Source organism: Pseudomonas sp. KH_017 (genome assembly GCF_057840285.1).
The window spans coordinates 1,813,632-1,840,618 of sequence record NZ_CM174509.1 but is presented as its reverse complement, the minus strand read 5'-3'; the positions used below and the strand labels follow the sequence as shown (position 1 = coordinate 1,840,618).

The 26,987-nt window shown below is 59.0% G+C and carries 23 protein-coding genes; 17 read left to right on the top strand and 6 right to left on the bottom strand.

Going from position 1 to position 26,987, the window contains the following annotated elements:
• The first annotated feature begins 25 nt into the window (after window positions 1-25).
• Together AC3IT6_RS08400 and AC3IT6_RS08395 are read left to right on the top strand one after the other, a co-directional pair.
• Window positions 26-811 carry an outer membrane protein OmpK gene (locus tag AC3IT6_RS08400; protein WP_223444882.1) on the top strand — a complete coding sequence of 262 codons (786 nt, stop codon included), beginning with the start codon at window positions 26-28 and terminating at the stop codon, window positions 809-811.
• A gap of 377 nt (window positions 812-1,188) precedes the next feature.
• A complete protein-coding gene (locus AC3IT6_RS08395; RefSeq protein ID WP_489354871.1) occupies window positions 1,189-1,974 on the top strand; it encodes an outer membrane protein OmpK in 786 nt (261 codons plus the stop codon).
• Between the two features lie 47 nt (window positions 1,975-2,021).
• On the opposite strand, the gene AC3IT6_RS08390 is transcribed toward AC3IT6_RS08395, so the two are convergent.
• The 3 genes from AC3IT6_RS08390 to AC3IT6_RS08380 all read right to left on the bottom strand — a co-directional run bounded on the left by AC3IT6_RS08390 (window position 2,022) and on the right by AC3IT6_RS08380 (window position 7,103).
• Window positions 2,022-4,751 (bottom strand): RHS repeat domain-containing protein, encoded by a 2,730-nt coding sequence (locus tag AC3IT6_RS08390; RefSeq protein ID WP_489354870.1) that lies wholly within the window; start codon window positions 4,749-4,751, stop codon window positions 2,022-2,024.
• Between the two features lie 72 nt (window positions 4,752-4,823).
• Complete coding sequence (locus tag AC3IT6_RS08385; RefSeq protein ID WP_489354869.1) at window positions 4,824-5,993, bottom strand: patatin-like phospholipase family protein; 1,170 nt, start codon at window positions 5,991-5,993, stop codon at window positions 4,824-4,826.
• Window positions 5,994-6,170: 177 nt separating this feature from the next.
• Window positions 6,171-7,103: a lipid A biosynthesis lauroyl acyltransferase gene (locus tag AC3IT6_RS08380; protein ID WP_489354868.1), complete on the bottom strand. Its 933-nt coding sequence runs from the start codon at window positions 7,101-7,103 to the stop codon at window positions 6,171-6,173.
• 118 nt (window positions 7,104-7,221) lie between these two features.
• Here AC3IT6_RS08380 and minC point away from each other — a divergent pair, with 118 nt between their 5' ends.
• The 5 genes from minC (at window position 7,222) to AC3IT6_RS08355 (ending at window position 11,463) form a co-directional block, all read left to right on the top strand.
• On the top strand, window positions 7,222-7,959 hold the full coding sequence (gene minC, locus AC3IT6_RS08375) for a septum site-determining protein MinC (RefSeq protein WP_489354867.1): 738 nt from the start codon (window positions 7,222-7,224) through the stop codon (window positions 7,957-7,959).
• Between the two features lie 202 nt (window positions 7,960-8,161).
• Window positions 8,162-8,974: a septum site-determining protein MinD gene (minD, locus tag AC3IT6_RS08370; protein WP_007974946.1), complete on the top strand. Its 813-nt coding sequence runs from the start codon at window positions 8,162-8,164 to the stop codon at window positions 8,972-8,974.
• Between the two features lie 3 nt (window positions 8,975-8,977).
• Window positions 8,978-9,232: a cell division topological specificity factor MinE gene (gene minE, locus AC3IT6_RS08365; RefSeq protein ID WP_007974947.1), complete on the top strand. Its 255-nt coding sequence runs from the start codon at window positions 8,978-8,980 to the stop codon at window positions 9,230-9,232.
• Between the two features lie 91 nt (window positions 9,233-9,323).
• A complete protein-coding gene (locus tag AC3IT6_RS08360; protein ID WP_046037585.1) occupies window positions 9,324-9,959 on the top strand; it encodes an RluA family pseudouridine synthase in 636 nt (211 codons plus the stop codon).
• Between the two features lie 214 nt (window positions 9,960-10,173).
• Window positions 10,174-11,463: a M18 family aminopeptidase gene (locus AC3IT6_RS08355; protein ID WP_489354866.1), complete on the top strand. Its 1,290-nt coding sequence runs from the start codon at window positions 10,174-10,176 to the stop codon at window positions 11,461-11,463.
• 84 nt (window positions 11,464-11,547) lie between these two features.
• Here the strand turns inward: AC3IT6_RS08355 and AC3IT6_RS08350 are convergent, their stop codons facing one another.
• Window positions 11,548-12,495, bottom strand: coding sequence for an IS110 family RNA-guided transposase (locus AC3IT6_RS08350; protein WP_489352329.1), 948 nt, complete (start codon window positions 12,493-12,495; stop codon window positions 11,548-11,550).
• A gap of 340 nt (window positions 12,496-12,835) precedes the next feature.
• On the opposite strand from AC3IT6_RS08350, the gene AC3IT6_RS08345 reads away from it, so the two are divergent.
• Entirely contained in the window at window positions 12,836-13,012 is a 177-nt protein-coding gene (locus AC3IT6_RS08345; protein ID WP_489354865.1) for a hypothetical protein, read from the top strand.
• Between the two features lie 78 nt (window positions 13,013-13,090).
• On the top strand, window positions 13,091-15,247 hold the full coding sequence (locus AC3IT6_RS08340) for a mechanosensitive ion channel domain-containing protein (protein ID WP_489354864.1): 2,157 nt from the start codon (window positions 13,091-13,093) through the stop codon (window positions 15,245-15,247).
• A gap of 18 nt (window positions 15,248-15,265) precedes the next feature.
• Here the strand turns inward: AC3IT6_RS08340 and AC3IT6_RS08335 are convergent, their stop codons facing one another.
• Window positions 15,266-15,979 (bottom strand): UTRA domain-containing protein, encoded by a 714-nt coding sequence (locus tag AC3IT6_RS08335; RefSeq protein ID WP_150724580.1) that lies wholly within the window; start codon window positions 15,977-15,979, stop codon window positions 15,266-15,268.
• Between the two features lie 362 nt (window positions 15,980-16,341).
• Between AC3IT6_RS08335 and AC3IT6_RS08330 the strand changes: the two genes are divergently transcribed.
• From AC3IT6_RS08330 to AC3IT6_RS08305, 6 genes are all read left to right on the top strand, one after another.
• The gene (locus AC3IT6_RS08330; protein ID WP_489354863.1) at window positions 16,342-17,406 is read left to right on the top strand and encodes an ABC transporter substrate-binding protein; all 1,065 of its coding nucleotides are present in this window, start codon (window positions 16,342-16,344) and stop codon (window positions 17,404-17,406) included.
• 216 nt (window positions 17,407-17,622) lie between these two features.
• The gene (locus AC3IT6_RS08325; protein WP_489354862.1) at window positions 17,623-18,429 is read left to right on the top strand and encodes an alkaline phosphatase family protein; all 807 of its coding nucleotides are present in this window, start codon (window positions 17,623-17,625) and stop codon (window positions 18,427-18,429) included.
• A 5-nt stretch (window positions 18,430-18,434) separates the two neighbouring features.
• A complete protein-coding gene (locus tag AC3IT6_RS08320; protein WP_489354861.1) occupies window positions 18,435-19,271 on the top strand; it encodes an ABC transporter permease in 837 nt (278 codons plus the stop codon).
• On the top strand, window positions 19,258-20,058 hold the full coding sequence (locus AC3IT6_RS08315) for an ABC transporter permease (RefSeq protein ID WP_489354860.1): 801 nt from the start codon (window positions 19,258-19,260) through the stop codon (window positions 20,056-20,058). The genes AC3IT6_RS08320 and AC3IT6_RS08315 overlap by 14 nt, the downstream gene beginning before the upstream one ends.
• Window positions 20,055-21,044: an ABC transporter ATP-binding protein gene (locus AC3IT6_RS08310; RefSeq protein WP_489354859.1), complete on the top strand. Its 990-nt coding sequence runs from the start codon at window positions 20,055-20,057 to the stop codon at window positions 21,042-21,044. Before AC3IT6_RS08315 ends, AC3IT6_RS08310 begins: the two co-directional genes overlap by 4 nt.
• Window positions 21,045-21,078: 34 nt before the next feature.
• The gene (locus AC3IT6_RS08305) at window positions 21,079-21,732 is read left to right on the top strand and encodes an HAD family hydrolase (RefSeq protein WP_489354858.1); all 654 of its coding nucleotides are present in this window, start codon (window positions 21,079-21,081) and stop codon (window positions 21,730-21,732) included.
• A gap of 114 nt (window positions 21,733-21,846) precedes the next feature.
• Here AC3IT6_RS08305 and AC3IT6_RS08300 read toward each other — a convergent pair whose 3' ends face one another.
• Window positions 21,847-22,809 (bottom strand): zinc-binding dehydrogenase, encoded by a 963-nt coding sequence (locus AC3IT6_RS08300; protein WP_489354857.1) that lies wholly within the window; start codon window positions 22,807-22,809, stop codon window positions 21,847-21,849.
• A 138-nt stretch (window positions 22,810-22,947) separates the two neighbouring features.
• On the opposite strand from AC3IT6_RS08300, the gene AC3IT6_RS08295 reads away from it, so the two are divergent.
• Both AC3IT6_RS08295 and AC3IT6_RS08290 read left to right on the top strand, forming a co-directional pair.
• Window positions 22,948-25,029, top strand: a complete 2,082-nt coding sequence (locus AC3IT6_RS08295) for a carboxy terminal-processing peptidase (RefSeq protein WP_191624999.1) — start codon at window positions 22,948-22,950, stop codon at window positions 25,027-25,029.
• 146 nt (window positions 25,030-25,175) lie between these two features.
• Window positions 25,176-26,966 carry a bifunctional diguanylate cyclase/phosphodiesterase gene (locus tag AC3IT6_RS08290; RefSeq protein ID WP_489354856.1) on the top strand — a complete coding sequence of 597 codons (1,791 nt, stop codon included), beginning with the start codon at window positions 25,176-25,178 and terminating at the stop codon, window positions 26,964-26,966.
• The last annotated feature ends 21 nt before the right edge of the window (window positions 26,967-26,987 follow it).

The following is a 26,987-nucleotide window of genomic DNA, read 5'->3' as shown; positions in this document are numbered from 1 at the left end:
AAATAAAAACAAGAGGGAGCAACAGATGATTCGGACACAAACCAACCTGCTGTTGAGTGCAGGCCTGCTGGCCGCGAGTCAGGCCATGGCCGGCGATCTACTGCTGTGGCAGACCAACAGCCTGAGCTACCTGTACGGCAAGAACTTCGCGATCAACCCGCCGATCCAGCAGACGATAACCTTCGAACACGCCGACCGCTGGAAGTACGGCGACAACTTCATGTTCATCGACAGCACCTACTACAACGGCGACCAAGACCGAAACAAAGGCGTTCACGCCTATTACGGCGAGTTCAGCCCGCGCCTCTCCTTCGGCAAGATCCTCGACCGCCGTTTTGAATTCGGCCCGATCAAGGACGTGCTGCTGGCCATGACCTACGAGAACGGCGAAGACGACACTGAGGCCTACCTGATCGGCCCCGGTTTCGACCTCGCGGTACCGGGCTTCAACTTTTTCACCTTGAACTTCTATTACCGCCAGACCGAAGGTTCGCGCCCTGGCGATGATGTCTGGCAAATCAGCCCGGCCTGGTCCTACACCCTGCCACTGGGCAACTCGAACCTGTTGATCGACGGCTACATCGACTGGGTGGTGGATAACGACCAGAACGCCCGCGGCACCTATCACGCCAACCTGCACTTCAACCCGCAGATCAAATACGACCTGGGCAAAGCCTTGGGCTGGCGTGAGAAACAGGTGTATGTCGGCACCGAATACAGCTACTGGAAAGACAAATACGGCGTCCAGGACAGCTCCCGTTTCAACACCAATGAAAACACCGCCAGCCTGCTGGTAAAGGTGCACTTCTGATGCTGCCCCGCAACCGTGCCCCACACCTGTCGTCGGTGCGCCGTTGCGGAGCACTTGAGACCTGGCCGAGGAGTCAGTATTCTCCGCGGCCGCCCAAATCCGGTTTAAAAAAAAGCCCGGATGTAAAACCTGACCAGCAGGCCAACTTATCCCGGCTCTGGCAGGCACCAAGGCACTCCAAAACCCCTCTCAATCGACCGCTCTTGAGCCGCCGAACGGGAGTTTTTTTGCTTTTTGAAAGCCTTGGCTCAGCTCTTGCTAACAGCACTAAAGCTGACCGAATGGATGATTTTTTACCGCTACGGAAACAGGCGCCACACCAGAGCGCCGACCTTAAAAAAATAACGTGGAACCACCTACTTTTTGGGAGCAACCGAATGAAACGTACGTGCACTAGCCTGATGCTGGCGGGATCATTGCTGGCGGGGGGTCAGGCCATGGCCGGCGACTTGCTGCAATGGCAGAACAACAGCCTGAGCTACCTCTATGGCAAGGACTTCCAGGTCAACCCGCGCATCCAGCAGACGGTGACCTTTGAACACGCCGATGGTTGGAAATACGGCGACAACTTCTTCTTCATCGACAAAATCTTCTACAACGGCAAAGAAGACGCCTTCGCGGGCAAGAACAGCCACTACGGCGAGCTCAGCCCGCGCCTGTCGTTCAACAAGATCTTCGACCAGAAGTTCGAGTTTGGCCCGATCAAGGACGTGCTGCTGGCCATGACCTACGAGTTCGGTGAAGACGATACCGAGTCCTACCTGATCGGCCCTGGCTTCGACCTGGCCATCCCGGGCTTCGACTACTTCCAGTTGAACTTCTACAACCGCCACACCGAAGGCGACCGCCCGGGCGACAATATCTGGCAGGTCACGCCGGTCTGGTCCTACACCATCCCGGTGGGTGGCTCGGATGTGCTGATCGACGGCTTCATGGACTGGGTCGTCGACAACGACGTCAACAGCAAAGGCGAATACCACGCCAACCTGCACTTCAATCCGCAGGTCAAATATGACCTGGGCAAGGCATTGAATCTGGGTGCCAAGCAGCTGTACGTCGGTGTCGAGTATGACTACTGGAAAAACAAGTACGGAATTGAAGACAGCCAGGGCTTCAAGACTGATCAGAGTGTGACCAGTTTCCTGGTCAAGGTTCACTTCTGATGACTCTTTGACCGTTCTGCGCTTCACTAGCGAGGCGCAGTTCGGTTTTATCGCAAAGCGATATTCAGTACTTCCCCCGGAAACCACGTGTACGACCTTCTTTTGCTGACATGCGAAGGAGGTTCAACTGATTTCAACCCTCTATCCACCATCGGTATAGGCCTCACGCTAACAAAACGCTTAGATGTAGACTTTTCTGGAGTAATTTCCACGTTCAAATACTGATTAATTACAGCTTTTGTTTTCACGCCACTCAAACCAACCTGTATCTCGAGCAGTCTCTCTTTATGGGTATTTTCTCGTGTAATAATTGACGGCACGTCATGAACTTCAATAGCCAGCACCCCTCCGTTCTTGGAAAGATAGTCCCGCACGGCTTTAGACTTTTCTTCATTGCCTGAGACTTCTCCTCCCAAACCGGCAAGACTCACATTATTCCCCTGCAAATCACGCAAGACTACTGCGCCTCTGACCAGAGAGGGCTGACCGGCCGCCGAATTAAATGCCTCAATGTACCTTCTAGGCCAAACCTCCATTGTTCGGCTTGACGGGTTATGCTGAAACATATCCGCCTTAAAACTCCAAGTGTGTTTTTTTGAAAAATCATTAAGCGTTATTCTTTCTTTCCATTTTAAATTTGGCATTTCCTGAAATACGCCTAGCACACTATCTTTCCAATCCGGCTTATAGGAAAGTTCAATGTTGGCGACAACATTATTCCCGACAGCCTCATCTGAGTTCAGATCAGAATAAGAAAACTGCAATTTTTCAAGCTGCCATTTGCCAATTTTCTCAGGCGACTTCGAATTCACATCATCCCCAATCAGCCCTTGTTCATCCTTCAACGACACAGGGCGATTATTCACCATTAAAAACAGGTTCAAACCGTCTCCGCTACCGATAGGATCCGCACTCACCCACCGCTGCAACCACGGCGCGTAGTACCGATACCCATAATAATAAAGCCCCGTCGCATCCCGTTCTTTACCCGAGTAACGAATCGTCTTGTACTTGGCCTCAGTTTCACTGGTACCCGCCCACAACGCCGTCCCGCCAAACGGGTAGTAAACCTCCCGACTCAGCAGCGCTCCCTGCTCATCCAGTTCCAGCGTGCACGAGTTCAGATGGTCATTCAGGCAATAACGCAGTTGGTCGTTGCGTACATCCTTGGGCAGTTTCTCAACCCAGTGCAAGGCCCGCACATGGCTAAGCCCCGCCTCGACACTCAGCACATGCCGCTCTTCGCCGGTAGCCGTATCACGATGGATTTCCAGCCCCGGCAAGTAACGAACTTCAGCACGCAGCGTGCGCCGAGCCGTCTCGGTGAGTCGGACTTTCCTCAGTCGATGCCCGGGACTGTCGTAGAAATAACACTCGGTATCGTCAGGCCCATCCTCCCGCCGCACCATCGTGACGCGACTCAACTGATTACGAATGTCCCAACTCATTGTCTGGCCGCGCAGCAGTTCCAGCTGATTGCCGTTGGCATCAAAGCCATCCGCCAGATTGCCTTCCTGCGCAACACTGCGATTGCTGTCGGTCGAGGTAAACATCTCGAAGGTTTCCACGCCACTGTGGCGGCGGGTTTGCAGATTCCCGGCGGCGTCGTAATTGAACGTCTGGGTGTAATGGCGCAACTGGTTGGGGTCCAGCGGCGTGGTTTGCCAGGCAGGTAATGCAGGACCATAACCGGGCTGGCTGACTTCCCGGCCAGTGGCTTCGACCAGTTGATACAGGCTGTCATAGCGATAGCGGTTGATCGGTTCGATGCGCTGTTGATTGAAATACCGTATCAACGCCACCTTGTCTTCGACACTTGAGATATTGCCGACCGGATCGTAGGCATATTCGAAGTGCTGGAGCGGCGTGCCTCGGGCATCGCAAGACAGCAATCCGGCCAGTCGCCCATCTTCAGCTGCGTACCGGGCAGTCGTCAGGACACCATTTGCCGCACGCTCACTTTCAACCCTGCCGACGGCGTCGTAGCGAACATCATTGACCAACAACTGAGGTTCCACTGAAGAACCTGCCAGCTTCAATCGGCATTCTTTCAACTCACCGGCCTGGTTGTAAGCGAATGCCTGGAGATTTTCCATGGCGTCAGTCTGACGGAGCATTTCCCCTGACGGCCCATACTGCTGAGCCGTCCTGAAAACCTCATCCTCCAGGCGGGCATCGGCAAATTCGGACGACCAATCCGGCGGGGCCAGCTCGAGCATGAAGCGGGTCTCTTCCGTTAGAAGCAAGCCAGCCACACCATACTCGCAAAGGCTGCGCCTGCCCGCCGGATGGTCATGACGGATCAGTTGGCCGCACTGGTTATGCACCGCAAACTCATCACTCGCCCCTGCGTAAGCAAAACGCTCGGCGACGCGCGGCGATTCATCCTTCATCTGTTCCGTCACGGTCGTCGGACGCTGAAGCTCATCGTACTCAGTGTGCCGCTGACTCCCGCGACCGTCCCAGAACGATCGCGCCATACCGGCCTGATCCAGTAAGCTCAGTTGCCAACCGGCATCGACGCTGTCCACCAGCAGAGGCTGACTTAGTAGATTCTGCGTCGTGGCGAGGTTCGGTTTTGACGAGGTGCCCCACAATCGTGGATCCCAGGAAGCCACCAGCCGTCCGGTAGCGTCAAAGTGATTGCGGGTGATGCGAGTCTCAATGGACGGGTTCAGCGGATGACGACAATAGGCGACATTTCGCACAGCCAAACCGCGCGAATCCGTCACCGACAAGGTTGGTGTGTGAGCATCAATCCATTGCGCAGCCGCCATCTTCGAACCCTCTGCCAATCGGGTTCAATCTGATGGAAAAACCTGAGCACATCTACTGTCAGATCTGACAGTTCAAACAGTTTCAGCCACCGAAATCCCGAGAAACCGGCACAACTCCCCCCGCTTGGCCAGTGCATCCCGGCGCCCCAGTTCAATCAACTCGCTGCAATACCCCGTCTCGAACAGCAGGTAACTCAAAACCCCTGCCCCGCTGGTCTTGGTCGCACCCGGCCCGCGCAGAAACAGGCGCAGTGCCGCCGGCAATTCCTGACGATGGCGCGCAGCAATCTCATCGATCGGCTGACTCGGTGAAATCACCAATACGTCCACCGGCGCCACGCCCAAAGCGCGGGTTGGCGTGCCGTCGGGCATCAGGTGACTGAACTGGTTCAGGCGCTGCAACAACTCGATGTCGCTTTCCAGGCTGTCAATGAACGTACTGTTGAGCATGTGCCCACCGATCTGCGCCAGGGTCGGCTGCTGACCGGTGTAGCTGCGCAGCAAGGGTTGTTGCGGGTCGACCCCGCGGGGGTTGCCGCTGACGCCCACCACCAGCACCCGACTGGCGCCCAGATGCAGCGCCGGACTGATCGGCGCCGACTGACGCACCGCGCCATCACCGAAATACTCTTCGTCGATTTTCACTGGGGCGAACAGCAGCGGAATGGCCGAACTGGCGAGCAGGTGTTCAACGGACAACCGGGTGGGAACACCAATGCGCCGATGGCGCAACCAGGCATCGATCTTACCGCCGCCCTCATAGAAGGTGACAGCCTGGCCCGACTCATAACCGAACGCGGTGACCGCCACCGCGTGCAATTGCTTCTGTGCGATCGCTTCGGCGATGCCGCCCATATGCAGCTTGTCGTTGAGCAAATCCCGCAGCGGAGAACTGTTGAGCAGCGCCACCGGCACCTGGGCACCGATGCCGAGCAAACTGTGGCTGACAAAGCGGCTGGCCTGGCGGATCACCCCGGGCCAGTCGCTGCGCAACACCAGATGACTGCGGAAGCCCTGCCAGAAGGCCGTCAGGCGTTCGATGGCATTACGAAAGTCCATTGCCCCGCTGGCGAGGCTGACGGCGTTGATCGCGCCCGCCGAGGTGCCGACGATCACCGGAAACGGATTGCGTGCCCCCGGCGGCAGCAATTCGGCAATCGCCGCCAGCACCCCGACCTGATAGGCCGCCCGAGCCCCGCCACCGGAAAGAATCAACCCTGTTACCGGTTCAGCTGGACTCATCGCAACTCTCCATGGTGCTTGATGGGATTTCGTTGTTTCGACCTATCCCCTTGTAGGAGCGAGCTTGCTCCGGGCGGCGTTCCGACGATGGTCGTGAAAACGCCGCGGGGTGTCAGGTGCCCCGCGTTATCGTTGGCTACCATCGCGAGCAAGCTCGCTCCTACAGGGTATCGGGATTCAACGACGTTTGGCGTACAGCTTCGCCTCGCCCGGTGGACGGCTCTTGAAGCGGCGGTGGGCCCACAGGTATTGCTCGGGATGCTCGCGCAGAACGCTTTCGATCCATTGGTTGATGCGCAGGCAGTCGGCTTCTTCGGTTTCGCCGGGGAAGCCTTCGAGCGGCGCATGGATCACCAGCCGATAACCGCTGCCGTCCGCCAGACGCTCCTGGGTGAACGGCACCACCAGCGCCTTGCCCAGCCGCGCAAACTTGCTCGTGGCGGTGACGGTTGCAGCCTGGATGCCGAACAGCGGCACAAAAACACTTTGCTTGGCACCGTAATCCTGATCCGGTGCATACCAGATCGCCCGGCCCGAGCGCAGCAATTTGAGCATGCCGCGCACGTCTTCGCGTTCTATCGCCAGCGAGTCGAGGTTGTGTCGCTCGCGGCCCTGGCGCTGGATGTAGTCGAACAGCGGATTCTTGTGCTCGCGGTACATGCCGTCGATGGTGTGCTGCTGACCGAGCAACGCCGCGCCGATTTCCAGCGTCGTGAAGTGCAGGGCCATCAGGATCACACCCTTGCCCTCACGCTGGGCCTGCTGCAAATGCTCCAGCCCTTCGATATGAGCGAGATTGGCCAGGCGCTTGCGCGACCACCACCAGCTCATCGCCATCTCAAAGAAAGCGATGCCGGTGGAGGCGAAGTTTTCCTTGAGCAGGCGTTTGCGTTCGGCGGCGGTTTTTTCAGGAAAACACAGTTCCAGATTGCGCTTGGCGATGCGCCGTCTGTCGCCGGCGACCCGATACATCAATGCACCCAGAACACGACCGATCCACAGCAGTGACGGATACGGCAACTGGACGATCAGCCACAACAGCCCCAAGCCACACCACAGCGGCCAGAAACGTGGAGATAGAAATGCTTTTCGAAAACGCGGGCGGTCCATTAATGCTTCCGGAATGACAATGGCCGCGCATTCTACATCGTTCGACCCGGCTTGCGGCCCGCGGGCGTTCTCGTTATAAGTCTCGGCACTTTTAGTGACAAGTCGTTGTATGCCGACCATGAGCCAAACCGAACCGCTAGACCAAGATCCCGTGTTCCAGTTGAAGGGCAGCATGCTGGCCATTACGGTGCTGGAACTGGCCCGTAACGACCTCGAAAGCCTCGATCGGCAACTGGCCGCCAAGGTCGCCCTGGCGCCCAACTTCTTCAGCAACGCGCCACTGGTACTGGCCCTGGACAAACTCCCGGCCAACGAAGGCGCGGTCGATCTGCCAGGGCTGATGCGCGTTTGCCGCCAGCATGGCCTGCGCACCCTGGCGATCCGCGCCAGCCGCATCGAAGACATTGCCGCCGCCATCGCGGTCGACCTGCCGGTGCTGCCACCGTCCGGTGCCCGGGAGCGGCCACTGGACCTGACCGAAGGCGAACCGAAGAAAAAACCGGAAAAAACGCCTGAACCGACCATCAAGCCGACGAAAATCATCACCTCGCCGGTACGCGGTGGCCAGCAGATTTATGCCCAGGGCAGCGATCTGGTGGTGATCTCCTCGGTCAGCCCGGGGGCGGAACTTCTCGCCGATGGCAACATCCATGTATACGGCCCGATGCGTGGTCGCGTGTTGGCCGGCGTCAAGGGCGACACCAAGGCGCGGATTTTCTGTCAGCAAATGAGTGCTGAACTGATTTCCATCGCCGGGCATTACAAGGTTTCCGAAGATCTGCGCCGCGACCCTCTATGGGGTTCGGGTGTGCAGGTCAGCCTGTCCGGCGACGTGTTGAACATCATTCGGCTTTAACGGATACTGCCGCATTTTCCAAGCATCTCTAAAACGTAGCGAAAACGGCTCAAACGAAGTAGGAAAAAGGCCGAAAGCAGTGTTTACCGGGGGTAAACGCCGCTCAAAACCGGATTCCAGCCAAGGCTGTCCGACTGCAGTAGTTTTTCAGGAGATGTTTTTCAGGGACTGAAAAGTCCTTCTTCCTTAGGGGTGAAACACCTTGGCCAAGATTCTCGTGGTTACATCCGGCAAGGGTGGTGTGGGTAAGACCACCACCAGCGCCGCTATCGGTACCGGCCTCGCTCTGCGCGGCCACAAAACAGTGATCGTCGACTTCGACGTGGGCTTGCGTAACCTCGACCTGATCATGGGTTGCGAGCGTCGCGTGGTGTATGACTTCGTCAACGTGGTCAATGGCGAAGCCAACCTGCAACAGGCCCTGATCAAAGACAAGCGCCTGGAAAACCTCTACGTGCTGGCCGCCAGCCAGACCCGCGACAAAGACGCGCTGACCGTCGAAGGCGTGGAAAAAGTCCTGATGCAGCTCAAGGAAGACTTTGAGTTCGTGGTCTGCGACTCCCCGGCGGGCATCGAGAAAGGCGCCCACCTGGCCATGTACTTCGCCGATGAAGCGATCGTCGTGACCAACCCGGAAGTCTCCTCGGTACGTGACTCCGACCGCATGCTCGGCCTGCTGGCCAGCAAGTCCCGTCGCGCCGAACGCGGCGAAGACCCGATCAAGGAACACCTGCTGATTACCCGCTATCACCCGGAACGTGTGAGCAAAGGCGAAATGCTCGGCGTAGAAGACGTCAAGGAAATCCTTTCGGTGACGCTGCTCGGCGTGATCCCTGAATCCCAGGCGGTGCTCAAGGCATCCAACCAGGGTGTTCCGGTGATTCTCGACGACCAGAGCGATGCCGGCCAGGCCTACAGCGATACCGTTGATCGCCTGCTGGGCAAGACCGTGGATCATCGATTCCTTGATGTACAGAAGAAGGGATTCTTCGAGCGCCTGTTTGGAGGCAACTAAGCAATGAACCTTTTTGACTTCTTTCGTGCCAACAAAAAGCAAAGTACCGCGTCGGTAGCGAAAGAGCGTCTACAGATCATCGTGGCGCACGAACGCGGCCAACGCAGTACCCCGGACTACCTGCCAGCCTTGCAAAAGGAACTGGTCGAGGTGATCCGCAAGTACGTCAATATCGGGTCCGATGACGTGCATGTCGCACTGGAAAGCCAGGGCAGCTGCTCGATTCTGGAACTCAATATCACCCTGCCAGATCGCTGAGTCGATCCGGCTGGAGCCACGGCGGCTCAGGTCCCCTCTGCAACCGGAAGGGACCTGAGCCGCCGTTGGCGTTTGTTACGAGGCTGTTTTAATGCCGTTGTCCAACATCCACATCATCCACCAGGATGCCGCCGTACTGGTGGTGAACAAACCGACCCTGTTGCTCTCTGTCCCTGGCCGGGCCGATGACAACAAGGACTGCCTGATTACCCGCCTGCAGGAAAACGGCTACCCGGAAGCGCGAATCGTCCATCGACTGGACTGGGAGACGTCCGGCATCATCCTGCTGGCCCGCGATCCGGATACCCATCGCGAACTGTCCCGGCAATTTCACGACCGCGAAACCGAAAAGGCCTACACCGCCCTGTGCTGGGGTCAGCCGGAACTGGACAGCGGCAGCATCGACCTGCCCTTGCGCTACGACCCGCCGACCAAGCCACGGCATGTGGTCGACCATGAATTCGGCAAACATGCGCTGACCTTCTGGCGCGTGCTCGAACGTTGTGGCGACTGGTGCCGCGTTGAACTGACACCGATCACCGGCCGCTCCCACCAGTTGCGCGTGCACATGCTCTCGATTGGCCATCCGCTGCTGGGTGACGGGCTTTATGCCCATGAACAGGCTTTGGCGGCCTGGCCACGCCTGTGCCTGCACGCCAGCATGCTCAGCTTTACCCACCCGCAAAGTGGCGAGCGCCTGCGCTTCGAGTGTCCTGCACCGTTTTAAAAGTGTGGGAGCGGGCTTGCTCCGGGCGGCGTTCCGACGAAAGTGGTGTGACAGTCACTATTGATGTTGTCTGACACTACGCCTTCGCGAGCAAGCCCGCTCCCACAAGGGATCTCCTCCAGATTCAATTTCGATGGCCGGCCCCACAATCAGTGCGACGCCATTTACCAAGCCAATACGTTAAACTGGCGCCACTGCTGTCTGGAGCTACTTTATGCGCGAAGAGTTGAACCAAGGCCTGATCGATTTCCTCAAGGCCTCCCCTACCCCGTTCCATGCCACCGCCAGCCTTGTTCAGCGTCTGGAAGCGGCGGGCTATCAACGCCTCGACGAGCGCGAGCCGTGGAATACCGAAGCCAACGGTCGTTACTACGTCACCCGCAACGACTCTTCGATTATCGCGATCAAAATGGGCCGCCACTCACCACTGCACGGCGGCATTCGCCTGGTCGGCGCCCATACCGACAGCCCGTGCCTGCGCGTCAAGCCGCAACCGGAGTTGCAACGCCAGGGCTTCTGGCAACTGGGTGTCGAAGTCTATGGCGGCGCGCTGCTGGCGCCATGGTTCGACCGTGACCTGTCCCTGGCGGGCCGCGTAACCTTCCGACGTGATGGCAAGGTCGAGAGCCAGTTGATCGACTTCAAGGCACCGGTCGCGATCATTCCGAACCTGGCGATTCACCTCAATCGTGAAGCCAACATGGGCTGGGCGATCAACGCCCAGACCGAACTGCCGCCGATCCTCGCGCAATTTGCCGGTGACGAGCGCGTGGACTTCCGCGCAGTGCTCACCGACCAGCTCGCCCGCGAACACGGCCTGAATGCCGACGTGGTGCTCGATTACGAGTTGAGTTTCTACGACACCCAAAGCGCTGCGGTCATTGGCCTGCATGGCGATTTCATCGCCGGCGCGCGCCTGGACAACCTGCTGTCGTGCTATGCCGGTCTGCAAGCGCTGCTGACGGTCGACACCGGCGAAACCTGCGTGCTGGTCTGCAACGACCACGAAGAAGTCGGTTCCTGCTCGGCCTGCGGTGCCGACGGCCCGATGCTTGAGCAAACCTTGCATCGCCTGCTGCCCGAAGGTGATGAATTCGTACGCACCATTCAGAAATCCCTGCTGGTTTCGGCTGACAACGCCCACGGCGTGCACCCGAATTACGCCGACAAACACGACGCCAACCACGGCCCGAAACTCAACGCCGGCCCGGTGATCAAGGTCAACAGCAACCAGCGTTACGCCACCAACAGCGAAACCGCCGGGTTCTTCCGTCACCTGTGCATGGCTGAAGAAGTGCCGGTGCAAAGCTTCGTGGTGCGCAGCGACATGGGCTGTGGTTCGACCATCGGCCCGATCACCGCCAGCCACCTGGGCGTGCGCACCGTGGACATCGGCCTGCCGACGTTCGCCATGCACTCGATCCGCGAACTGTGCGGCAGCCATGACCTGGCGCATCTGGTCAAGGTCCTGAGCGCGTTCTACGCCTGCCGCGAGTTGCCGTAAACCTGGAAAAACATCGCGAGCAAGCTCGCTCCCACATTTGAAACGCATTCCAATGTGGGAGATTCTATGGTTGAGGGGAAGCCCTCAACCTGCTTTCGGTTGGTATTCACCTTGCCCTTTCAGCAGTGCAAATACGATCCGGGCCAGTTTACGGGCCAAGATCACCAGTGCCTGCGTAGTACTGAACCCTTTAGCTCTTTGTTCTTGGTAAAAACCTTTCCAGGCGGCTGTGCGGCTGGCCGACATGGCAGCGTTGTGCAAAAGCCGACGCGCCTCCGGATCGCCTCGCTTTGTCAGGCTGCGGCGACCGTCTTTTTGTCCTGACTGCGATACCCGCAAATCCATCCCCAAAAACGCGATGAAGGCATCTGCATTTCTGAAATCGCCTCGCTGAAAGGCCGCGATCAAGCGGGCGCCAGTCAGAAAGCCAATACCTTCAACTTTCATGCAACGCTTCAACTGGGCAAGCAAGCCGGCCTCTTTCAGGCGGTCGTTGATCATTTTCTCGACCAGCCCTTCAAGCCTCTGCATGGAGGCCACTTGCTCGGCAAAAGCGGCTTTGAGCAGCGGTTCATTTGTCCAGCTCTGCACCAGGCCAACCCGCGCCTGAACCAGCGCCGCGCGCCGGCGGAAAAGGCTCAAGAGGCAGCGGTACAGCGGCGATGGCGGAATCCATGGATGGAGCTCTTCATACTCGTTCTTCAGATAACGAGCGAGCAACTTTGCATCCAGTGCGTCCGTTTTGGCGCGAACCTTCACACCTTTGCGGTAGTGACTCAGTTCATAGCCGCCGACCATGTAAATGGTGCAACCGGCCTCATGGGCCAGGTCGGCGAACTCCAGGTGATAGATATTGGTCGACTCAATCGCGACATCGACCGGTGCCGGCAAGGCTTTCAGCCATTTCTTGATGGCTGGCTTGTTATTGGGAAGCGTCTCAAGCAGATCCAGTTCGGCCTGATAGATCATCAATTCATTCTTGGCGACATCCACGCCCACGATTGGTTTGATAGCAGAAACCGGCATTGCCATTGAACATCCCCCGAGATATGGTTTTGAGCACTTGAAGGGCTCACCCAGAGGCGCAGGCTTGTTCCTATCGTCGGTCTAGCCAGATGCATTCTTTATCGGCGCTTGGGTGAAAGGAGGAGGGGCGAAATCTCCCACGGATCTGTACTGCGCTAACAGTCAGAATCGAGCCTTGTCCCTCCTCCTCCCTTCAAGTCCTAGCATACAAGCGAGCTTGCTCGCGATGACGGCAGCTCAAACACTGCAGATTTCATGATCGCGCTGGTTCCTTCCTGATACACATCACACCGGCCGCATCAAAAGCGGCCTAGACTTCAAGTATCCCTTCGACAAGGCTGTCTCCATGATTTCGATGTCTAGCTTCCACACCATGCTGATCCCGATTCTTGCCGGGATGCTCCTGCTGGCCGTCGGCTTCAACTTTCGCGATAAAAATGCCGGCGTGTTTGCCATGTGGATCGGCATGCTGACCATTCTCGCGACCGTGGTGATCAAGATCCTCGCCAAACTCAACGAATAATTCATCGCCCTTGGCTCGCATTGATTTTGACGGGCTCGTACACTCGGTCGATCCGCTCCCTGCGAGGTTGACCGCCTAGTGTTCGCTCGTCTTTTTGCCCTCCCGTGTATTGTCCTTGTCTGCCTGATGACGCTGCTGTCAGTGGCGCCTGCCCAGGCGGCCGGCCTGCCAGGCCTGCTCAACAACCAGGCCAAGGCGCAGCCCGAAGCACAGGAACCGCTGGGGCAATCCCTGGACGAAGTGATCAACTCACTGGAAAACGACCAGCAACGCAGCAAGCTGCTGGCCGACCTGAAAAAGCTCCGTGACACCACCAAACAAGCCCAGCCGATGACCGAAGAAGGCGTGCTGGGCCTGATTGGCGGAACCCTGACCACTATCGAGAAGAAATTTACCGGCGACGACAGCCCGCTCACGCGCTGGTCCAGTGAGTTCGATCAGGCCAGGGAAGAACTGGTGGCGTTGGCGCTACCGGCCAATGAATGGCTGCCCATGCTGTTCGCCTTTGCCATGATCCTGATGATCTGGAGCCTGCTGGCCGCCGCCCTGATCTGGATCAGCCACCGAGTGCGGATGCGTTTCGGCCTGACCGAAGAACTGCCGCAGCACCCCCGGGCCCTGGACATGTTGCGTTTTGCGCTGCGCAAACTCGGGCCGTGGCTGATCGCCCTGGTGATCACGGTCTACATGAGCTACGCCCTGCCCTCGTCCCTGGGCAAGAGCCTGGCGATGGTGCTGGCCTATGCACTGGTGGTCGGCACCTGCTTCTCGGCCATCTGCGTGATTGCCTTTTCCCTGCTCGACGGCCCACACCGCCACCGCGCCTTGTACATCCTGCGGCACCAGGCGTTTCGACCGCTGTGGCTGATCGGCAGCTTCGCCGCGTTTGGCGAAGCGCTGAGCGATCCGCAACTGGTCAACAGCCTCGGCAGCCATCTGGCCCACACCGCCGCAACTGTTGCCAATGTCCTGGCAGCGCTCTCCACGGGGCGCTTCATCCTGCGTTTCCGCCGACCGATCGCCCACCTGATCCGCAACCAGCCGCTGTCCCGACGCCTGACTCGCCGCGCCCTCAACGACACCCTGTCAATTCTCGGCACCTTCTGGTACGTGCCTGCGCTAGTGCTGGTGGCCATCTCGCTGTTCGCGACGTTCATTTCCGCCGGCGACACCAGCACTGCCCTGCGCCAGTCGCTGATCTGTACCGTGTTGCTGGTGCTGTGCATGGTCATCAACGGCCTGGTACGCCGCCACGCCCTCAAACCCCAGCACGGCATCCGGCGCTACGCCGTGTATTCGGAACGGCTGAAAAACTTCTTCTACACCATCGTCCACCTGTTGGTGTGGCTGGCTTTCATCGAGCTCGGCCTGCGGGTCTGGGGCATGTCGTTGATCCGCTTTACCGAAGGCGATGGCCATGAAGTCAGCGTCAAACTGTTCAGCCTCGCCGGCACGCTGCTGTTCGCCTGGCTGATCTGGATTCTCAGTGACACCGCCGTGCACCACGCACTCACCCGCTCGCGCAAAGGCCTGGCCAATGCCCGCGCGCAGACGATGATGCCGCTGATCCGCAATGTGCTGTTCATAGCGATTTTCATCATCGCGCTGATTGTCGCCCTGGCGAACATGGGCATGAACGTCACGCCACTGCTGGCCGGTGCCGGCGTGATCGGCCTGGCCATCGGTTTTGGTGCGCAGTCGCTGGTAGCCGACCTGATTACCGGGTTGTTCATCATCATCGAAGACTCCCTGGCCATCGACGACTACGTGGATGTCGGCGGCCACCTCGGCACGGTCGAAGGCCTGACCATCCGCACCGTGCGCCTGCGGGACATCGATGGCATCGTCCATACCATTCCGTTCAGCGAAATCAAGAGCATCAAGAACTACTCCCGGGAATTCGGCTACGCGATCTTCCGGGTAGCCGTGCCCGCCAGCATGGACATCGACAACGCAATCAAACTGATGCGCGAAGTCGCCCAGAAAATGCGCACCGATCCGTTGCAGCGGCGCAATATCTGGTCGCCGCTGGAGTTCCAGGGGGTGGAAAGTTTCGAGTCGGGCAACGCAATCCTTCGCGCCCGCTTCAAGACCGCGCCAATCAAGCAGTGGGAAGTGTCGCGAGCGTTCAACCTGTCACTCAAGCGGCACATGGATGAAGCCGGACTGGATCTGGCAACACCGCGGATGAGTATTCAGGTGATTACCGCGGGTGGTGGCCCGCAGAATGAATAACCTCCTACGAAAGCAGCGTCAGACAACATCTACCCCGACATGAATCGCATCATGCCGCCAGAACTCCAGGTCGCAGTCGATCAAGCGTTCATGCTGGTCATAGTTTACCCGGGCAATCCGCAAGCCCGGGCTGCCCACCGACACCTTCAACGCCGCCGCCGCATCCACCGACAACGCCGTGGGCACAATCTCGAAGCGCACCCGCCCGTAGTGCAAGTCGTAATGCCGCGCGTACAACTCGGTGATCGACTGATTCAAATCGAAATCGAGGATCCCGGGAAAGTACTGCGGGTTCAGATAGTGCTCCACATACAGCACCAGTCGCCCATCGATCCGCCGTGAGCGGCAGATCTGAATCACGCTCGACAGCGCTGGCAATTGCAGCCAGGCACACACCGCCGCCGATGCCGGTTGCAATCGCGCCGAAATCACCTCGGTGGACGGCACCCGCCCCTGGGCGCTGACCATCGCGTGAAAGTGGCTGCGCTGCATCAGGTTGTACGCCAGGCGTGGCGGCGAGACGAACCAGCCGCGACGCTCCTCGCGATAAATCTGCCCCTGTGACTCCAACTGCAACAACGCTTCACGCAAAGTGATCCGCGTGGTGCCGAACAATTCACTGAGCTTGCGCTCGGCCGGCAGTTTACTGCCGGGAGTCAACAATCCATGGTCGATCTGCTCCTGAAGCACCTGGCCGATGGCTGTTACCGCTTTGGTTGCCTCTTCACGCATCAATGTTTCCTATCTGGACTAGGCCAGAACCAATTCAGGGCAGAACCGTAGCAAAAACCGGCTCATTCAATAGTCTGCAAGCGTAGGCAGCGCAGATGACCGAGATGTGACAAAACGGCCCAACGGTCGCCATTCGCGACTTCAAGAACCTGCAATACATCGGCCAAGTCCCTTGCCAGCCGGGGCTTTGACCATGGTCTACGCTTAGCAGGCCACCCGCGATACCGCTCAACAAAAAGTCATCCCGGGCGACGAACGACATCAAAGTGTCATCCAGCCCCCTTAAATTGGCTCAGGTATTGCTGACCTAGACCAACACAAACCGCAATCGCAGCGTTGAACACGCCCCAAGGAGCTTTGGAATGAAACAGTTTTTCCTGGCATCACTGTTAGGCTCGACCATTGCAATGTGCACCGCCGCCATGGCGGCCGATGATCTGAAAACCCTGGAAGCCGCTGCGAAAGCGGAAGGCGCCGTCAACAGCGTCGGCATGCCCAATGACTGGGCCAACTGGGCCGGCACCTGGAAAGACCTGAGCGACAAGTACGGCCTCAAGCACATCGACACCGACATGAGCTCGGCCCAGGAAATCGCCAAGTTCGCCGCGGAAAAAGACAATGCCAGCGCCGACATCGGCGACGTCGGTGCAGCGTTCGGCCCGATCGCGGTCAAGCAAGGTGTGGTCCAGCCTTACAAACCTTCGACCTGGGATCAGGTTCCAGCCTGGGCCAAGGACAAGGACGGCAACTGGGCACTGGCCTACACCGGCACCATCGCGTTCATCGTCAACAAGAAGTTGCTGCACGGCTCCGAAGCCCCAACCAAGTGGGCTGACCTCAAGGGCGGTAAATACAAGGTTTCCATCGGCGACGTGAGCACCGCAGCCCAGGCCGCCAACGGCGTACTGGCCGCGGCACTGGCCAACGGTGGCGACGAGAAAAACCTCAAGCCTGCCCTGGATCTGTTCTCCGACATCGCCAAGCAAGGTCGCCTGTCGATGTCCAACCCGACGATTGCCACCATGGAAAAGGGCGAGATCGAAGTCGGCGTGGTCTGGGACTTCAACGGCCTGAGCTACAAAGCCAAGATGGCCAACCCGGATGACTACGTGGTGCTGATCCCGTCCGACGGTTCGGTGATTTCCGGCTACACCACCATCATCAACAAGTACGCGAAAAACCCGAATGCCGCCAAGCTGACCCGCGAATACATCTTCAGCGACGCCGGCCAGATCAACCTGGCCAAGGGCAACGCCCGTCCGATCCGAGCCGAACACCTGACCTTGCCAGCCGAGGTGCAGGCCAAGCTGCTGCCTAACGAGCAGTACAAGAAAGTGACGCCGATCAAGGATGCGGACGCCTGGGAAAAGACCTCCAAGGCCCTTCCTCAGAAGTGGCAGGAAGAAGTCATCATCAATATGCAGTAACCGGGTAGATCCCCATTTCGGGATCTGATGGAGATCCAAATGTGGGAGCGGGCTTGCTCCGGGCGGCGTTCCGACGAAAGCGGTGTGTCAGTCGACATCAATGCTGGATGTCGATCCGCATTCGTCGGAACGCCGCCCGGAGCAAGCCCGCTCCCACAGGGGGACTGAGTTGAACCCGGCTTTTCCTGATTACTGTTTCACGGAGTCATCGCCCCTATGAAGCACAACGTCATCCTTGTCGTGCTCGACGGCCTCAACTACGAGGTCGCCCGCCACGCCATGGGGCACCTGCAGGCTTACGTCGGCGCCGGGCGCGCAGCACTCTATAAACTGGAGTGCGAGTTGCCAGCCCTGTCCCGCCCGCTGTACGAATGCATCCTGACCGGCGTCGCGCCTATCGACAGCGGCATCGTCCACAACAACGTCTCGCGCCTGTCCAACCAGCGCAGCATCTATCACTACGCCACCGATGCCGGCCTGAAAACCGCAGCGGCGGCTTATCACTGGGTCAGCGAGCTGTACAACCGATCACCCTTCGTGGCGGCCCGGGATCGTCACACCGATGACCCGCAACTGCCGATCCAGTACGGGCATTTCTACTGGAGCGATCACTACCCGGATTCTCACCTGTTCGCCGACGCCGAAAGCCTGCGTCTGCGCCATGCGCCGAACTTTTTGCTGATCCACCCGATGAACATCGACGACGCCGGGCACAAGCACGGCCTCGACACCCCGCAGTACCGCAACAGTGCCCGCTCGGCCGACATCATCCTGGCCGACTACCTGCAAGGCTGGCTCGATGCCGGCTATCAGGTGCTGGTCACCGCCGACCACGGCATGAACAACGACCGCTCCCACAACGGCCTGCTGCCGGAAGAACGTGAAGTACCGCTGTTCGTTCTCGGTGACGCGTTCAGCCTCGACGCTGGTGCCGCGCCGAAACAGACCGAAATCTGCGGTACCGTCTGCCAGCTGCTCGGCGTACCCCACGACAAACCGGTCTGCCGGGAGCTGTTGAAGTGAATACCATGAGCCGCAGTAAATGGCTGGCAACCTTATGCCTGGTCCCGTTCGTGCTGTTCTTCATCGTGTTCGAAATCGCACCGCTGACCTGGGTGATGATCAACAGCCTGCAATCGGAAGAATTCGGCTGGGGCCTGGCCAACTTCAGCAAGATCTTCAGCTCGAAGTTTTACCTGCAGGCCATCCAGTACAGCCTTGAGATCAGCTTCTGGTCCAGCGTGTTGGGGATCGTCATCGCGATTCTGGGTGCCTATTCCCTGCGCCGGGTCGATTCGAAACTGCGCAACTTCGTCAACGCCTTCGCCAACATGACCAGCAACTTCTCCGGTGTGCCCCTGGCCTTCGCATTCATCATTTTGCTCGGCTTCAACGGCAGCTTCACCATCATGCTCAAGCAGGCCGGAATCATTCAGGATTTCAACCTGTACTCGAAAACCGGGTTGATCATTCTCTACACCTACTTCCAGATTCCCCTCGGCGTGCTGCTGCTGTACCCGGCCTTCGATGCGCTGCGTGAAGACTGGCGTGAGTCGGCTTCACTGCTCGGCGCCGACGGTTGGCAGTACTGGCGACACATCGGCTTGCCGGTGTTGACGCCGGCACTGCTGGGTACCTTCGTGATCCTGCTGGCCAACGCCCTCGGTGCCTACGCCACGGTGTACGCCTTGACCACCGGCAACTTCAACGTGCTGCCGATCCGTATTGCGGCGATGGTGTCCGGTGACATTTCCCTGGACCCGAACCTGGCCAGTGCCCTGGCCGTGGTGCTGGTGGCCTTGATGACCCTGGTGACCATCGTGCATCAGTTGCTGCTGAAGAGGAGCTACCATGTCTCGCGTTGAACTGGGGCCCGTCGGTGTCTACCACCGCGTCGTGGTGTACCTGCTGTTTGCCATCCTGCTGTTGCCGCTGGCCGGCACGCTGATCTACTCGATCTCCAGCAGTTGGTCGGCGACCATTCTGCCCAGCGGTTTCACCCTCAAGTGGTACATCCAGCTGTGGAGCGATCCGCGCTTTCTGAATGCGTTCGGGCAATCGCTGCTGGTCTGCGTCGGCTCGCTGATTCTTTCGGTGGTGCTGATTCTGCCGCTGCTGTTCGTGGTGCATTACCACTTCCCGAAACTCGACGCGCTGATGAACATCCTGATCCTGCTGCCCTTCGCCGTGCCGCCGGTGGTGTCGTCGGTGGGGCTGTTGCAGCTCTACGGTTCCGGACCGTTCGCCATGGTCGGGACGCCCTGGATCCTGATCGGTTGCTACTTCACCGTGGCGCTGCCGTTCATGTACCGGGCGATCACCAACAATCTGCAGGCGATCAACCTGCGCGACCTGATGGACGCCGCCCAGTTGCTCGGCGCCAGCACCTTTCAAGCCGCCTTCCTGGTGGTGCTGCCGAACCTGCGCAAGGGCTTGATGGTGGCGTTGCTGCTGTCGTTCTCGTTCCTGTTCGGTGAGTTCGTGTTTGCCAACATCCTCGTCGGCACCCGTTACGAAACCCTGCAGGTCTACCTCAACAACATGCGCAACAGCAGCGGTCATTTCACCAGTGCGTTGGTGATTTCCTACTTCTTCTTTGTGCTGGTTCTGACCTGGATTGCCAATATCTTGAACAGGGACAAAAGCGAATGAGCTATGTCAGCGTCCAACATCTTCAGAAAAGCTTCGCCGGCACCACCGTGTTCAGCGACATCAATTGCGAAATCCAGAAAGGTGAGTTCGTCACCCTGCTCGGCCCGTCCGGTTGCGGCAAATCCACCCTGCTGCGCTGCATCGCCGGCCTGACTTCGGTGGATGGCGGCAAGATCCTGCTCGATGGCGCCGATATCGTGCCGGTGAGCCCGCAGAAACGCGGGATCGGCATGGTGTTCCAAAGCTATGCGCTTTTCCCCAACATGACTGTGGAGCAAAACGTCGCCTTTGGCCTGCGCATGCAAAAGGTCAATGCCGATGACAGTCGCAAACGCGTCGCCGAAGTGCTGAAACTGGTGGAGCTCAATGACTTTGCCGCGCGTTACCCGCATCAGCTCTCGGGGGGCCAGTGCCAGCGCGTCGCCCTCGCCCGCTCCCTGGTGACCCGCCCGCGCCTGTTGCTGCTCGACGAACCGTTGTCGGCCCTCGACGCGCGAATTCGCAAGCACCTGCGCGAACAGATTCGTCAGATCCAGCGCGAACTGGGCCTGACCACGATTTTCGTCACACACGATCAGGAAGAAGCCCTGACCATGTCCGACCGGATTTTCCTGATGAATCAGGGAAAAATCGTACAAAGCGGCGACGCCGAAACCCTCTATACCGCACCGGTGGATGTGTTCGCCGCCGGTTTCATCGGCAACTACAACCTGCTGGATGCCGACAGCGCTTCGAAGCTGTTGCAGCGACCGATCAGCAAGCGCATCGCCATTCGCCCGGAAGCCATCGAACTGAGCCTTGACGGCGAACTGGACGCGCAGATTCGCAGCCACAGCCTGCTGGGCAACGTGATTCGCTACCGGGTCGAAGCCCGGGGCGTGGAATTGGTGGTGGATGTGCTGAACCGCTCGGCGGCCGACCTGCATCCCGATGGTCAGCGGCTGGCGCTTTCCATCGATCCGACGGCCCTGTGTGAGGTAGCCTGATGCCTTTGCTGACGCTGAAGAGAGAACCGCACTGATGGCCCTGGCAATTTTTGATCTGGACGAAACCCTGATCCACGGCGACTGCGCCTCACTGTGGAGCGAGCAAATGGTCCGCCTCGGCTGGGTCGATGGCGAATCGTTCCTGCGTCGCGACAAGGAATTGATGGATGCGTACGGCAGGGGCCATCTGGCCATGGAGGACTACATGGCCTTCAGCCTGGAACCGTTGATTGGTCGTACGCCTGAAGAAGTCGCGCACTTGGTTGGTCCGTGGGTGGAGGACTACATCGAGCCGATCATTTTCAGTGACGCCACCAAAACCATCGCCGCCCATCGCAAGGCTGGCGACCGGATTCTGGTGATCTCGGCCTCGGGTACGCATCTGGTCGGCCCCATCGCTGAGCGCCTTGGCATCGACGAGATTCTCGGTATCGAACTGGAAGTGACTCATGGCGTTTACAGCGGCCATACCGTCGGCACCCTGACCTACCGCGAAGGCAAGATCACGCGCTTGCTGGAGTGGCTGGATGCAGAAGAGGAAAACCTTGAAGGCGCGAGTTTCTATTCCGACTCACGCAATGACCTGCCGTTGTTGCTGAAAGTGGATTTCCCCCACGTGGTCAACCCGGATCCGGTGTTGCGCGAGCAGGCTGAAAAGGCTGGCTGGCCGATCCATATCTGGAAATAACGCAAGCCCCCCCTGTGGGAGCGGGCTTGCTCGCGAAGGCGTCGAATCAGTCAATACATCGTTGAATGACACACCGCTTTCGCGAGCAAGCCCGCTCCCACAGGTTCAGTGTTGTCAGCTCAGGCTTTCATCTATCACCAACACCACCTTCCCCGCCACGGTATTACTCGCCAGCTCGGCAAACGCTGCCTCGGCATCCTTGATCGGGAATGTCCTGGCCAGTTGCGGGCTCAAGCGCCCCTCGGCGAACAACGGCCACACGTGCTGGCTCAGATCACTGAACAGATCCGCCTTGAATTGATCGTCACGGCTGCGCAAGGTCGAGCCCAGCAACTGCACGCGCTTGGCCAGCACCTGGGCCAGATCGAGTTTGGCCTCGCGGCCGCCCATCAGACCGATCAACACCCAACGTCCGTCCTGCGCCAGCAGCTTGAGGTTCAACGCCGCGTAATTGCCGCCCACCGGGTCGAGAATCACGTCGAACGGCCCCAGATCCCGCAGGCTCTCCAGATCACCGTCACGCACCACGCCGCCCTGGGCGCCCAGCGCTTCGCAGTACGCCAACCGCTCGGCGGAGCCGACGCTGACCCAACACGGGTTGCCGAAGGCCTTGCACAGCTGAATGGCCGCTGAACCAATTCCACTTGCCCCGGCATGCAGAAGAACTTTCTGACCCGGTTTGAGCGCAGCCAGTTGAAACAGATTCAGCCAGACAGTTGCATAAACCTCGGGCAATGCTGCCGCTTCGACCAGTGACATTCCGTCGGGAACCGGCAGCACGTGCCGCCCGTCGACAACCACCTCTTCGGCCATCCCGCCCCCGGCCAGCAAGGCGCAAACCCGATCGCCAATCTGCCAGGAGGACCCGGCGCCAACCTCGCTGATCACGCCCGAGCACTCTAGACCAAGCACTTGGCTAGCCCCCGGCGGCGGCGGATAAAGACCTGCCTTCTGCAATAAATCGGCGCGATTGAGACCCGCTGCCGACACTCGGATACGAACTTGCCCTACATCGCATGCAGGACTCGGCTCATCAACCCACACCACTCGACCGTCAACGCCTTGCAATGCTTTCACAGTGCCTCCATAGTGAGTCTGGACTGAGCCCGAAGCTATAGCGCCGGGCTTTTTGCATTATGCGACCGGCTCCCAAAGAACCGGCGACTTCAAAGACGGCCTAATATGCGTTATCAATTGTCCCCGCGTCGAATCAGCATGAAGCATCTGTTCCCCAGCACTGCCCTCGCCTTATTCATCGGTATCGGCTTGCTGCCGATGTCGAGCAATACTTTCGCAGCCAATAGCTGGGACAAGCTTCAACCCGATCGTGACGAAGTGATCGCCAGCCTGAACGTCGTGGAGTTGCTCAAGCGCCACCACTACAGCAAGCCGCCACTCGATGACGCACGCTCGGTGATCATCTACGACAGCTACCTCAAGCTGCTGGATCCGTCGCGCAGCTACTTCATGGCCAGCGACATTGCCGAATTCGACAAGTGGAAGACGCAGTTCGACGATTTCCTCAAGAGCGGCGACCTGAACGCCGGGTTCACCATCTACAAGCGCTACCTGGACCGCGTAAAGGCGCGTCTGGACTTCGCCCTTGCCGAGCTGAACAAGGGCGTCGACAAGATCGACTTCACCACCAAGGAAACCTTGCTGATCGACCGCAAGGACGCCCCTTGGCTCAAATCCACCGCAGAACTCGACGACCTGTGGCGCAAACGCGTCAAGGACGAAGTCCTGCGTCAGAAGATCGCCGGCAAGGATTCCAAGCAGATCCAGGAAACCCTGACCAAGCGCTACAAGAACCAGTTGGCGCGCCTGGACCAGACTCGCGCGGAAGACATCTTCCAGGCGTACATCAACACCTTCGCCATGTCCTACGACCCGCACACCAACTATCTGTCGCCGGATAACGCGGAGAACTTCGACATCAACATGAGCCTGTCCCTCGAGGGCATCGGCGCCGTGTTGCAGAGCGATAACGACCAGGTAAAAGTCGTGCGCCTGGTGCCGGCAGGCCCGGCGGACAAGACCAAGCAGGTTGCACCGGCCGACAAGATCATCGGCGTTGCCCAGGGCAACAAGGAAATGGTCGACGTCGTTGGCTGGCGCCTGGACGAAGTGGTCAAGCTGATCCGTGGTCCGAAGGGCACCGTGGTGCGCCTGGAAGTCATCCCGGCCAGCAATGCGCCGAACGACCAGACCACCAAGATCGTGCCGATCACCCGTGAAGCGGTGAAGCTTGAAGATCAGGCCGTGAAAAAATCGGTCTTGAACCTGAAGCAGGACGGCAAGGACTACAAGCTCGGCATTATCGAAATCCCGGCGTTCTATCTGGACTTCAAGGCCTTCCGTGCCGGCGACCCGGATTACAAGAGCACCACCCGCGACGTCAAGAAACTGTTGACCGAGCTGCAGAAAGAGAAAGTCGACGGCGTGGTCATCGACCTGCGCAACAACGGCGGAGGTTCCCTGCAAGAGGCCACCGAGCTGACCAGCCTGTTCATCGACAAAGGCCCGACCGTGCTCGTGCGTAACGCCGATGGCCGCGTCGATGTCCTGGAAGATGAAAACCCGGGCGCGTTCTACAAAGGCCCGATGGCGTTGCTGGTCAACCGCCTGTCCGCCTCGGCTTCGGAGATTTTTGCCGGCGCCATGCAGGACTACCACCGCGCACTGATCATCGGCGGTCAGACCTTCGGCAAAGGCACCGTGCAGACCATTCAGCCGCTCAACCATGGCGAACTGAAACTGACCCTGGCCAAGTTCTACCGGGTTTCCGGGCAGAGCACCCAGCATCAGGGCGTCTTGCCGGACATCGATTACCCGTCGCTCATCGACACCAAGGAAATCGGTGAAAGCGCCCTGCCGGAAGCCATGCCGTGGGACACCATCAAGGCGGCGATCAAGCCTGCGCTCGACCCATTCAAGCCGTACATTTCGCAGCTCCAGTCCGAGCATGACGTGCGTACTGCCAAGGATGCGGAGTTCGTGTTCATCCGCGACAAGCTGGCCCTGGCGCAGAAGCTGATGACCGAGAAAACCGTCAGCCTCAATGAAGTCGAGCGTCGTGCCCAGCACGCCGACATCGAAGCCAAACAGCTGACCATGGAAAACATCCGTCGCAAGGCCAAGGGCGAAGAACCGCTCAAAGAGCTGAAGAAAGAAGACGAGGACGCCATTGCGGCCGAGGATGACAAGACCAAACCGGAAGACGACGCCTACCTCAGCGAAACCGGGCGGATTCTGCTGGACTACCTGAAACTCAACACGGCAGTGGCCAAGCACTGAGTTTCCACAAGCAACTGATGGCAATTTAATGTTGAAGCTCCCCGGAGCGTCATCAAACAGTCATCACTCTGTCGTGAAATAAAGGACCGGGCGTGCTCTTTTTACCAAGGGCACGCCCGGTCCTTTTTTTATCGCCAGAGATCGCCATGACCACAACCGAACAGCTGAGTGCCTTGAGCTCGATCCTGAGTCAAAGCGGTTTGCACAGCCTGTTCCAACCGATCATCAGCCTCTCTGAACGGCGCATTCTCGGCTACGAAGCCCTCAGTCGCGGCCCCTCCAACAGCCCACTGCACTCCCCTGTCGCCCTGTTCGCCGTCGCCCGCCAGGCCGGACGCCTGAGCGAGCTGGAAATTGCCTGCCGCGAAAGCGCTTGCCGACGCTTCAACGAGCAACAACTGCCTGGCATGTTGTTCCTTAACGTATCCCCGGAGTCCCTGCTCGAAGCGGCCCATCAACCGGGACGCACCCTGCAATTGCTGCAGGACTTCGGCATTGCGCCGAGTCAGGTGGTCATCGAGCTCACGGAACAGACGCCGACGGATGACTTCCAGCTGCTGCAAACCGCCCTGCATCACTATCGGGCGATGGGGTTTTCGATTGCACTGGATGATCTGGGGGCGGGCTATTCGAGTTTGCGCTTGTGGTCCGAACTGCGGCCCGATTACGTGAAAATCGACCGGCATTTCATTGATGGCATTCATCAGGACGCGCTCAAGCGCGAGTTCGTCGGCTCGATCCTGCAAATCGCCAAGGCCTCGCGGGCGCAAGTCATCGCCGAAGGTATCGAGCTCCCCGAAGAACTCACGGTGCTGACCGAAATGGGCGTTGACCTGGTGCAGGGCTATCTGCTCTGCCGCCCCCAGGAACACCCGCCACGGGATGCCCGGGCATTGATGCCCCGACAGGACAGCATCGCCGTTGTCCTGAGCGAAGACGGCAGCGACCTCAGTGCCCTGCTCAACAAGCTGCCCGCGGTGAACCGGGACACCCCGACCGCCACGGTGCTCGAAGCCTTTCGTCGCCAGGCCAACCTGAACTCGCTGGCAGTCCTGGATGAACAGGGTCAGCCCTGCGGCATCGTCCATCGTCATTCGCTCTCCGACGCCCTGCTCAAGCCCTTTGCCACCGACCTGTTCGCCCGCAAGCCCATCAGCCGCCTGATGAACGATGACTTCCTCGCCGTCGAACTGAGCCAGTCCCTGCAACAGGTCAGCCGCCTGATCACCAGCCGTGCCCGCCAGCGCATCGAAGAAGACTTCATCATCACCCTCAATGGCGGTTATCTGGGGTTGGGCCGGGTAATTGACGTGCTCAAGCTGATCACGGAACTGAAAATCCAGCAGGCCCGCTATGCCAACCCGCTGACCTTGCTTCCGGGCAACGTGCCGATCCAGCAATGCCTGACGCGGCTGCTGCAACAGCGACGGGAATCGGTGATCTGCTACGTGGACATTGATAGCTTCAAACCCTTCAACGACATCTATGGCTATGGTCGCGGCGACGAAGTCCTGCTGTGCCTGGCGCAATGCCTGAACGACCGCGTCGACCCCTCCCGCGACTTCGTCGGCCACATCGGCGGCGATGATTTCCTGCTGGTGCTCAGCCCGGAAGACTGGCGCAAACGTTTGAACCAGTTGCTCGACGACTTCCAGAGCCAGTGCCGACGTTTCTACCGCAGCGAGCACCTGGAAGCCGGCTGCTTCATCGCACCGAATCGCCAGGGTCAGCGCCAGGAGTTTGCGCTGTTGTCGCTGTCGATCGGCGTGGTGCATTTGCATCCACAGGCCTGTGAACAACTCGATGCGAGCCAGTTGGCCGAGATGGCATCACAGGCCAAGCACCATGCGAAGAATGTGCAAGGGTATAGCGTGCATGTGATTGATAGTTTGGCGGTGCAGGGACATGAAGGTGCTTGGCTGATCGGCCAGCGGTGATGAGCTGGGACCTTGTCAGGC